Source organism: Butyrivibrio sp. AE2005 (genome assembly GCF_000686965.1).
Taxonomy (GTDB): Bacteria; Bacillota; Clostridia; order Lachnospirales; family Lachnospiraceae; genus Butyrivibrio; species Butyrivibrio hungatei_A.
Map to the genome: position 1 here is coordinate 1 of NZ_JMMD01000041.1, position 9,980 is coordinate 9,980.

The 9,980-nt window shown below is 39.7% G+C and carries 11 protein-coding genes and 1 pseudogene; all 12 read right to left on the bottom strand.

Going from position 1 to position 9,980, the window contains the following annotated elements; translation table 11 throughout:
- Window positions 1-226: 226 nt before the first annotated feature.
- Window positions 227-415, bottom strand: a complete 189-nt coding sequence (locus DL92_RS21675; RefSeq protein WP_256379975.1) for a transposase domain-containing protein — start codon at window positions 413-415, stop codon at window positions 227-229.
- Between the two features lie 33 nt (window positions 416-448).
- Window positions 449-829 (bottom strand): annotated as a pseudogene (locus DL92_RS21680) (IS66 family transposase); the annotation flags it as partial.
- 130 nt (window positions 830-959) lie between these two features.
- A complete protein-coding gene (locus tag DL92_RS0114690; RefSeq protein ID WP_034469387.1) occupies window positions 960-1,982 on the bottom strand; it encodes a tyrosine-type recombinase/integrase in 1,023 nt (340 codons plus the stop codon).
- Window positions 1,972-2,949: a tyrosine-type recombinase/integrase gene (locus tag DL92_RS0114695; protein ID WP_026668145.1), complete on the bottom strand. Its 978-nt coding sequence runs from the start codon at window positions 2,947-2,949 to the stop codon at window positions 1,972-1,974. Before DL92_RS0114695 ends, DL92_RS0114690 begins: the two co-directional genes overlap by 11 nt.
- A complete protein-coding gene (locus DL92_RS20470) occupies window positions 2,942-4,165 on the bottom strand; it encodes a tyrosine-type recombinase/integrase (RefSeq protein ID WP_051625373.1) in 1,224 nt (407 codons plus the stop codon). Before DL92_RS20470 ends, DL92_RS0114695 begins: the two co-directional genes overlap by 8 nt.
- Before the next feature lie 91 nt (window positions 4,166-4,256).
- Window positions 4,257-4,487, bottom strand: a complete 231-nt coding sequence (locus DL92_RS20845; protein WP_081816926.1) for an IS66 family transposase — start codon at window positions 4,485-4,487, stop codon at window positions 4,257-4,259.
- Between the two features lie 111 nt (window positions 4,488-4,598).
- The gene (locus DL92_RS0114705) at window positions 4,599-5,621 is read right to left on the bottom strand and encodes a tyrosine-type recombinase/integrase (RefSeq protein WP_026668147.1); all 1,023 of its coding nucleotides are present in this window, start codon (window positions 5,619-5,621) and stop codon (window positions 4,599-4,601) included.
- Window positions 5,618-6,604, bottom strand: a complete 987-nt coding sequence (locus tag DL92_RS0114710; protein WP_026668148.1) for a tyrosine-type recombinase/integrase — start codon at window positions 6,602-6,604, stop codon at window positions 5,618-5,620. The genes DL92_RS0114705 and DL92_RS0114710 overlap by 4 nt, the downstream gene beginning before the upstream one ends.
- Window positions 6,601-7,830, bottom strand: a complete 1,230-nt coding sequence (locus DL92_RS20475) for a tyrosine-type recombinase/integrase (protein WP_051625374.1) — start codon at window positions 7,828-7,830, stop codon at window positions 6,601-6,603. The genes DL92_RS0114710 and DL92_RS20475 overlap by 4 nt, the downstream gene beginning before the upstream one ends.
- Window positions 7,831-7,929: 99 nt before the next feature.
- A complete protein-coding gene (locus DL92_RS19560) occupies window positions 7,930-8,829 on the bottom strand; it encodes an IS66 family transposase (protein WP_051625375.1) in 900 nt (299 codons plus the stop codon).
- Window positions 8,830-8,979: 150 nt separating this feature from the next.
- Complete coding sequence (tnpB, locus tag DL92_RS0114725) at window positions 8,980-9,324, bottom strand: IS66 family insertion sequence element accessory protein TnpB (RefSeq protein ID WP_022750595.1); 345 nt, start codon at window positions 9,322-9,324, stop codon at window positions 8,980-8,982.
- Window positions 9,321-9,737, bottom strand: coding sequence for an IS66 family insertion sequence element accessory protein TnpA (gene tnpA, locus DL92_RS0114730; RefSeq protein WP_022750594.1), 417 nt, complete (start codon window positions 9,735-9,737; stop codon window positions 9,321-9,323). Before tnpA ends, tnpB begins: the two co-directional genes overlap by 4 nt.
- Window positions 9,738-9,980: the final 243 nt, after the last annotated feature.

Genomic DNA, 9,980 nt, shown 5'->3' on the forward strand with positions numbered 1-9,980 from the left:
AGGAAATGAAGGAATTATTTTTGAAGGACAAGAATCACTACAAATTGATTGCACATTCACATCCGTTTGATTATCTCCCAACAAAGCTAAGGAAAGTAAGCGCGCAATAATCCGGTGGGTTGTAAAATACCCCCCATTGTTATCAGTTACAAGGGCTTTTGCCCATAAAATATACCCCGAGTTCTTATGAACCCGGAGCACCTTGACAATTCACATATGATAAAGATTACATTGCATCAAAGATAGCATCTTGATGTTTCCTGAACAGCTCATCAAGAGCTTCTTTGCATTTTGGATTCCATGGAGATAGCTTTTCAAGCTCCTCGTCGCTCATCTGAGATGATGGACATTTGATCAACAGATACTTGAGGTAGTAGTAAACATCTACCCCACAGGCTTTTGCTGTCTCGACCATGGAATAAGTAAGTGCACTTGCGTCAGCACCTTTAGTGCTGTCGGAAAACAGCCAGTTCTTTCGGCCTGTAACAAATGCTTTACAGCTTCTTTCGCTGGTATTGTTGTTGAAGCTACATCCGCCATCCTCGAGATACGTTTCAAGGAACTGTCTACGATTCTGTATGTATACAAGAGCTTTGTATAGTCTTGAGTTCTTGATCGCGGTCTGACAGTCAAGCCATTTCCAGAATCCTTCAAGAACAGGCTTTTCTTTTTTAAGGCGATATTCCTTTATGGCATCAAAATTTAAGCTCTTCTTCTCATGAATCTTCCGTTCCATATCGAAGAGCTTATCTACGTATGCAAGTCCTTGAACCGCAGGCTGCGTGTGATCGTATTCCTTACCTTTGGGAATGGCATCGATAAGGTAACGTCTTACATGTGCCTTATTCCAGTTCTGAGATAAGGCACATTATCCGAGAAGTATTGTTATTCCAGGAGAACTGTTGGCATCTGCATAAGCCATCAGTTCTCCTTTTGATATCTCGAATAACAAAACCATCTTATCTCAAGAACTCAGGTATATTGCTTTTGCCTCTAGAATTCTCAGCCTGTGCGTCGTTCTTAAGAAACCACTTTTCATTCCATGATTTTAACTGTCTGTTCATTGTATCCTGCGTGATTTCTGTGTAGATCTGAGTAGTCTGCAGAGATACGTGTCCCAAAAAGTTCTTTACCACAATAAGTGGAACTCCTGCCTCAAGCATATGGGTTGCCGTGGTATGTCTCATGGAATGAGGCGTATAATTATCTCTGAACATGTCGGGATGCATCTTTTTTGCTTTGTCAATGTACTTGGCATAAATCTCTTCAATACAGGAAACAGTCATCTGTTCGTGTGTCTGGCTGGAAAAAACATGTCGTCCTGCATCATTTAGTATTTTACGATGCTCAATATATTTCTTCAACATATCTGATGCATCGCGCGGGATACCTATGCGACGTATTTTCTGACCTTTGCCATGTATGTTGATACCTGCCCTATCAGGATAAAACTGAATGTCACCTACAGTAAGGTCACATACTTCCTGAGCTCTTGTTCCACTGGCATACATAAAACATAGCAGAGTTTTGTCTCTCTTGCCTATCTCAGACTTAGATTCAGGTAAGTCAAACAGTATTTTAACCTCGTCCCTTGTAAACGAGCTTCTGTTTTGACGTGGTGCTTTTTTCTTAGGAACCTTTAGAACAGCATTTCTGAAAGACACTGCGCTTCCAAAATCTCTATTCTGAGCATATATTGAGAATGCTGCTATGGCAGATAATCTCTGATTTCTTGTAGCAACACTACATTTGCGCGCAGTTTCTAGCCAGTTCAAAAAATCTGTGATCACATCATCGTCCAAGTCATCAAAGTCCACTGCATCAGAAGACAGGTTCCTTTCCTTGTATAGGAATTCCAATAACAACCTGAAAGTGGTTTTATAGGAATCAATAGTAGCGCGCGAAAGGCCCTTTCCCATTGGTAGGTATATGCTGAAGTAGCGCTCTAGGTGGTCCATCAACAAATCATGTTTACGTTTCATAATCCACCTCCGGTAATAATCCGCTCATATAGCTTCCAAAAGTCTCAATGGACTCAGGATAGAGCTCGTTGCTAAACTTCAGATACTTGGAGGTTTCATTGATGCTTTCATGTCCTAAATATATAGACAGAAATGGTATCGTATCATCCAGATGTCTTCCACAGCGCTCGGCTTGTGCAAAAGACTTAAACGCAAACACATGCCTCATGCAATGCATACACGGACCACGCTCATGTTTTTTGCGGTTTTCAAGAAAGATTCCATTATCTTTCAACACCATTTCGAACCTTTTCTTTATAGCTTGGTCGGATATATGGCTCTTGGTCTTGGATGAAGGAAAAAGCCATCCTGTGTTTGATCCATATATACCCATTGCCATGCAATAGCGAGTCAGGATATCAGTCATTGCTGAGGACATAGGAACTATGCGATGTTTATTGCCTTTGGTATTTAGCAGTCTGAGTATTCCGTTCTCCAGATCAACATCTGCCATGTCTATACGTAAAGTTTCTCCTATCCTAAGGCCACAACTGTATAAGAGTCTGACTACAACAGGAAACTCTATGACAAGGTACGTATCTGCTTTGGAATCTTTCTGGATAACGTTATCAGCAGAAGCAAAAATTCCTTCTAACTCAGTGTCGCTAAAGATATATGGAATATAATCTTCATGAACCTTGGGTACGAGTGGTATATACGCATGCTCACCACACAAGCTTAGATAGCCAAGAAACTGACGGATCACAATTACTTCATTCTCTACAGAGCTGCTTTTTCCAGAAAGTGATCTTACCCATCCGCTAATGAAAGCTTCTGATAAACCACCATTTGAAGATAGTCGGTCATGAACATATGCATCAAAGCGTTTTAGATAACACAATTCATGTTTTCTTGCACTGTCACTTAAACTCTCACTACGTAAGGCATAATACTGTGACAGCATGTCAGCATAAATGCTTTTAAACATGGCAAATCACCTCCTTGCCAGAGAGATATTCAAGAAAAAGTCCCGAGGCTGGTGGAGGATCTATAGCACATAACCTGAGATTTTCGATATCCGCTTTTGCATACCGTTTTATTACATTCGGGTCGGTGTGTCCCAGTATACGCCGTACTACCTCATATGATGCGCCATCGTTTACCATAGAACTTGCAAGTGAGGATCTAAGCGCATGAGAACCATGTTTCCTCCCTGCGATATTGATATTTGCATTGTGGAGACATTCGTTTAACACATGACGGATTATACTCGTTGTTATTCTCCCATATGGTGCAGTCATGCTATGAAAAACATATCCATCTTCCAAAGAGTATATATCGTTTTCAAGGTGCACTGTCAAAGATTCAGAAACCTCGCTCGGCATTATCAGAGAAAGTGGAACATTTGTCTTCTCTTGTATAATAGTGATATATCCTCCACTAAAATCGATTTCTGATAACTTAAGCGCTGTAATATCGCCAGCTCTTAACCCCATCCGGGAAGCCAAACGGATAATTGCAAGATTTCTCTTTCCAGTTGTAGTACTTGTATCAATAGAAGCTTCCATTTGGTATATCTCTTCAGGAGAATATACAGTCGGGAGCGGTATTGTTCGTTTATAATGAGGGACTATTCCTGAAAAATCAACTTCCGTGATACCTTCTACGGCAAGATACTGAAGGAACTGGCGGACACGTGCATAATTATCTTTGTTAGAAAACACAAGCAAAGCACGTGTAATTATTCCGGCATCCAGCTTCGATAGATCAAGACAGCCATTAAGAGCCACTTGATTCAGAAAACTCACACAGGTTCTTTCTTTTGATAGAACTGTAGGAGTTTTGTTTCCGCTCTGTTCACACTCATGAAGATACTCTGTTAAGATATCCGAAAACTCTGGTGGAGCCTCAAACTTTGGATCATCATGATGGCATCTGTATGGTTTTCCATCAATGTAGTCATTTAGCCTACGAACAGCACAAATATAAGAAGAGAGAGTGGACTTACAAACATTTGAAGCATCAATAAATGCTTTGCCAAGCTCGTGTGTATATACATCTGTTCCGTGTGCTGCCAGAAAGGCTTGGATTCGTTTGTAGATTCTTCGATATATAATCAAAGTAGAATCCATGTACTTCCAAGATTTTAGCTGATTGATAACTACATTCATCAGCTCTGCAAAAGGTATAGTATTATTATCCATAGGCGCCTCCTTTAAAAAGAGATGACTGGTTACATCTTCATTTTAAAATGACGCTATTGTTATTCAAGAAAGTTGAAAACAAACATAGTATTCAAGCTGTTTTGTAAATATTTGTTTGAATAACAATATTTCTCGGATAATGTGCCCAACACGATGTTCTCGTGCAGTCCTTGAGTTTGTTATAACCACCATATCCATCAGTCATGAGATAACCGTGGAATCCCTCAAGGAACTCTTTGGCAGTCTGTCCTGCTCGTGTTGGGGAGTAGTGGAATAGAACTATCTGCTCCGGATCATACTCACCTGAGCGGAACACCCACATGATATGTTACTAGTCACATATCATGTGTTATGTGATGAGTTCCTGCCTCATACCACAAATGGTCTGAAGCAGGTTATTTCTGTGTTTTCTGCCAAAACTCATCACATAAAATTATCTTAGCTGGTTCAAAAAATCAGGGATAATTGTTTTTGTACCAGGGACTTCGTGATCTGCTGGTATCAGAGTATTGCTTGTACACTTTTGAAGAATTTCTGCTATCGATGTCTGATTCATCCTTAGATAAACTTCTGTTGTCTGAACTGATTCATGACCAAGAAAATTTCTGATATAGATAAGAGGTACGCCTGCTTTCAGCATATGAATTGCTTTACTATGCCGAAAACTATGTGGAGAATAGTTGTTACAAAGAAATAGTGATGGTGCTTCCTGCTTAGCTTTTGCAGTATATTTCTGAACAAGGTATCGAATACTAGCAGTTGTCATTTTGGAGCAACGCTGACTTGAGAATAAAGGATCAGAATAGTTTTCGTGTGTAGTTTTTCTATTGACCAAGAGATATTTTCTGACAATCTTAGCGGTATCTTCTGATATAGGAACTTCACGCATCTTGTTTCCTTTACCTTTGAGCTTTACTGTGCATGGGTTGCCTAAAGAAAGGTCGCCAATCTCTATATCGCATAATTCCTGGGCTCTTGCACCAGAATCATACATAAGGCAGAGAATAGCTGCATCCCTTATGCCATTTATATCTGAGCAAACAGGAAGATGGAGAAATATCTTCATTTCCTCAATGCTAAAATAGGGCGGTATGTTTCGGGGGATTTTAGGCGTGACAGCTCCTGAAATAGCATTAAAAGAATGTAAAGCTTTCATTTCCCTCCTTGATGCATACTTAAGGAAGGCGGATAATGCAGAAATTCTTTGCTTTTGAGTAGACGGACTATATCTCAAGGTATTTTGCATCCATAAAACGTATTCATCTATCATCTGCGTAGATATATCAGAATAATCTATCTGGTAATGCTTTTTACCATTTACTTCATGAAAAAAACGAAAAAGTATTGCAAATCCATCTGCGTATGAGCTTATGGTATTCTTACTACAGTGTCTGACACTCGGAAGATAATCATTAAAGTAAACAGATAATTGTTGAATAAAAGCAGACTGTTTCATAGGCTTACCTCCGGAAAAAGGCCTTTATTATAAGTTTCCATTTTTCTGATTACGTCTGAATTATTTGATGCTGTCATGTGAAGATACATCTCCGTTCCATAGATGTTCTTATGTCCGAGATACGTAGAAATAATAGGTGCTTCACTGTATAAATCCTTATTATCTTGATCAAACTTTTGGAATACTGAAACAGCATAGCTATGACGCAGGCAATGGATACAGATATTACGCGCATGAGCCTTGAGAACCGGTTTAACTATTCCTATATCAGCTATGCAAAAGTTGAAGTTATCACGTGCCCAAGAATACGATAGCTTCTTCCCTTTATATGAAGTGAAGAAATATCCATCCTGTTGCGGAATCCCACTTTTCATGAAGATATGCAGCGTATCTAAAAGCGTTTCATGAACAGGAACAATCCTATCTTTGCTGCCTTTTGCATTCTTTACAGTAATGATTCCATTATCCAAATCGACCTCAGATGTCTTCAAATTTAAAAGTTCATTTATTCTGAACCCACATCCAACAAGCATCCTGAGCAATACGGAAAAGCAAGCAGAATTATGTCTTATGGACGGTCTTGTAGTTTCAACCCGCTTATCAGCTGCTCTAATTAGACATCGTTGTTCATCAGCTGAAAAGATATATGGTATGTATGTCATGTCGGGAAGTGAACGTTCTGGAAGAAACACACTATACCCTTTTGAATTGAGATATCGGGCAAACTGTTTAAAATGTGATATGTATAAGTTGATGGTGTTTGTACTTAAACTTTTGGGCAGTGATTCAATCCATCCTTCTACTAATTCAGGAGATATGTTACCCGTTATTGGAGAATGCAGATTTGCTGAGATGTATTTATCAAGGGAAACGAAGAAATTCTCTTCTTTTCTAGCATCATGCCCTTGACTCGCTCTGAATAGTAGATAAGATTCTATTTCATTCTTAAGAAGACTTTTATATTTTTCTTTAGAATCAATCATGGGAATCTATGCCTCCCTTCCAGATAAGAACGCAAGCTTTCACTGACTGGAGGTACTTCCATCGCACACTCACGGAGCTTGCCTGCTTCAACACGTATATAATGAGTTGCAGCATCTGGAGATGTATGCCCAAGCACTTGTTGAACTTCAGGATAGCTGGCACCATTGTTCAATAGATGTGTAGCAAGACTTGCCCTAAGTGCATGTGATCCATGCCGACGATTTTTTATGTCTATACCAGCTGCAATTAATCTATCAGACACAATAGTAGATATTCTTTGCGTGCTCAATGGCCCTGTCAGAGGATGCGGTATACGCATAAATACATATGGCTCATCTGAATCTGGCCGGGCATTATTTACATAATCATAAAAGGCATCAGCTATTTCTTTTGACATTGGAAACATCATTGAAACACCCGTCTTTTCCTGAATTATATTTATGGCATTTCCTATTTCATCTATGTTATCAAAGGATAGAGCTGCTATATCAGAAGCCCTCATTCCAAAGCGGACTGCTAGCAGGATTATGCAATAATCCCTTTTCCCGCTGTTAGTATTCCTGTCAATTGAGTTCAATACTTTATCGATTTCTTTTGGGGAATAAATAGATGGAAGTGGTTTATGACGTGAGACAGAAGGCACAAACGTGCGAAAATCAAATAGAAATAGCTTATGATTATAGGCATATCTCAGAAAAGGCTTTATTTTTCGGAATTCTTCTTTATAACTACTTTGATCAAAAGCCTCATAGATTATAGAAGGCGTAACATCTGTGGTGCATGTTATCCTATTTGCTTCTGCTATTGCCATAAAGTCAGCAGCAAGCCTGACATGTCGACGAATGTCATTTTTGGATTTTCTTGTCTGACTTAAATATTTTTCATAGTCATTAATAATCTCATCAAAGCGAGATCTTTTGTATGGTTTTAATGGTGGTGACGGATGCCAATGAAAATCTCCGTTAAGAGCATGATCGAGCCTGGCGATAGCTAACGTACATTCTGTCATATGCTCTTTAGACTTAACATACTCGCGTTTATAGGCCAAAAAAGAAGCGCCGGCATCTGTAGAATAATAGCCGGCATATGATTTCTTGCAAAAACGGACTAATGCACTAAAAATGTAGTAATGATGTGAACATGAATAGCCATCATCTTTCATTGCTTTAAGCATTTCCTGAGTAAGAGTATAGCAATCATGTTTGGCTGATTGTTTTTTCTTCATAGGCACATACCTCCTTACTGTGAGTATAGCCTATGTTTGATAATAAAACAGGAATTATTATGTGATGAGTGTTGGTAAAAAACACAGATACAACCTGCTTCATAGCGATTTCGGTATGAGGCAGGAACTCATCACATAACACATGTATGACTTTGTTTCAGCCCTGCGCCCCGGTTCTTTGAGTACCTGTACAGGTGTCTCATCAGCCATGATATATTTTCCGGAAACAAGTTTCCTTTGGAAGTATTCATGCATAGGTCTGAAGAAGTCTTCAGCATTATTGATTATCCAGTTGGCTATAGTTCCTCTGCAGATCTCAGCTCCGTACATCTTGAAATCTTTTTCCTGTCTGTATAAAGGAAGACAATTGACGTACTTTTGGTACATCACCCAGGCAACTGTTCCTGCAGATGCCATACCATGGAGCATATGCTTTTGATCATCACGTCCTTTTACGATATGTGGTACTTCAGCATCTTCTTTGCATTTGGGGCATCCATAACTTACGCTGTAATACTCGATAATCTTAAGGCTTGGCTTTATGATCTCGATTTCTCTTCGAACGAATTCTTCTCCGATTCTTTCAAGAGGCGTACCACAGATATCACAGATGCGTTCATCTTCGGGCACATCAAGAAGAACCTTCTGAACCGGAAGGTTTGCAAACTTATCTGTCATCTTGGTTTTCTTCTTGCGGGTATGTTTCTCGACGGTAGTGAATTCCTGTTCCTCTGGATCAGGCTCAGCCATTAGAGTTTCGGCTTCATTGAAGAGATTTAACTGGCCTTCAAAATCATCTCGCTTCTCACTGGACTTTCCAAAAAGCTTCTTTGTAAGGTATTCGATCTGCTCTTGCAGAACCTTTTCTTTTTCTAGATGTTCTGCTTCACGTTTGTTGGCAGCTTCTATGAGAGCGTTAAGATTTTTTATGGTAGTATTCAGTTCCTTTACGGTATCCTTCAGCTCAATAAGCTGTTGTTCCCTGGAATCTCTTGCCACGATAGCCTCCTTATATCTGATATATAGATTTTATCAGACATTCAGGACGATTAATATCGGCAAATGTGCCAAAGTGCTCAAAACAGAGCCTCATTATTAATCCGATTCAGAGAGTTTTAAGAAAAATGCACAAAAGCTGAGCTGCTATCGTTAAGAGGCTCTGATAGCCTTAGGCTGCTCAATATCGATGCCTGAAAGAAGCCAGTCAAGCTCACGCCATGAAAGACTTCTGACTTCATCCTTATTTCTTGGCCAACGATATCTTCCCTGAGCAACAGAAAGCCTTTTGTATAGCAATACAAAGCCATCCTGTTCCCACATGAGGATTTTAAGACGATCAGCACGCCTGCCGCAGAAAAGAAAAATAGCCCGAGATCTAGGATCCATGTGCAGCTTATCTTCAACAATGGCGCACAGGCCATCTATGGATTTGCGCATATCGGTATAGCCACAGACAATGTATATGTCATCTGCAACTGTGATATCCCCGATCATGTCAGGCCTCCTAAGATCTTTAAGGTTTCTGATAGAACTACCGGATCTACTGTGTTGCTGATGCGGATATTTGCTCTTCCGAGATTTATCTCTATCGTATGTGAATTGTCAAGATGCGGCGCCACAGAAGGAATATATTCCTTTGGCGGCTGGATATCATCAATGATATCCACCTGAACGACGTCCTGCTTAGGGATCGTCAGGTCATGTATTTCATCATGCGAGTTTCGCATCGGCTTGGGGACAGCATAAGCCTTTTGGCGAAGTCGCTTGATCGCACTGTATAAAGAATACTTTTTGATGCCGTTACATAAGCACCACTGTTCATCACTAAGACCGCTCTGGCGGCATTGAGTGACGAGTTTGTACCACTCATCAAGTGTTCTACGTTGTTCTTTGCTTGAATCTGACATAATAAACCTCCTGGATGTGACACCAAAGTGTTGTCTATTAGTCTTAATACATAGACCACTTAAGTGACACCAAAATGTAGTTTATAGTTCAGATTCATTATGAAGGATTAACAGATGGTTTTATATCCGTCGAAATATTTTGCGCTTACTAAGGAAAAAGGATTCAGTAGCCTTTTATGAGCTTAAATTTAGAATCGTACGATTCAAGATTACTGAAGACACATATGAAACCGTAATTACTAA

Coding starts and splice junctions, on each gene's coding strand:
- DL92_RS21675 (WP_256379975.1), bottom strand. CDS start 415: ATGGTCGAGACAGCAAAAGCCTGTGGGGTAGATGTTTACTACTACCTC.
- DL92_RS0114690 (WP_034469387.1), bottom strand. CDS start 1,982: ATGAAACGTAAACATGATTTGTTGATGGACCACCTAGAGCGCTACTTC.
- DL92_RS0114695 (WP_026668145.1), bottom strand. CDS start 2,949: ATGTTTAAAAGCATTTATGCTGACATGCTGTCACAGTATTATGCCTTA.
- DL92_RS20470 (WP_051625373.1), bottom strand. CDS start 4,165: ATGGATAATAATACTATACCTTTTGCAGAGCTGATGAATGTAGTTATC.
- DL92_RS20845 (WP_081816926.1), bottom strand. CDS start 4,487: ATGTGGGTGTTCCGCTCAGGTGAGTATGATCCGGAGCAGATAGTTCTA.
- DL92_RS0114705 (WP_026668147.1), bottom strand. CDS start 5,621: ATGAAACAGTCTGCTTTTATTCAACAATTATCTGTTTACTTTAATGAT.
- DL92_RS0114710 (WP_026668148.1), bottom strand. CDS start 6,604: ATGATTGATTCTAAAGAAAAATATAAAAGTCTTCTTAAGAATGAAATA.
- DL92_RS20475 (WP_051625374.1), bottom strand. CDS start 7,830: ATGAAGAAAAAACAATCAGCCAAACATGATTGCTATACTCTTACTCAG.
- tnpB (WP_022750595.1), bottom strand. CDS start 9,324: ATGATCGGGGATATCACAGTTGCAGATGACATATACATTGTCTGTGGC.
- tnpA (WP_022750594.1), bottom strand. CDS start 9,737: ATGTCAGATTCAAGCAAAGAACAACGTAGAACACTTGATGAGTGGTAC.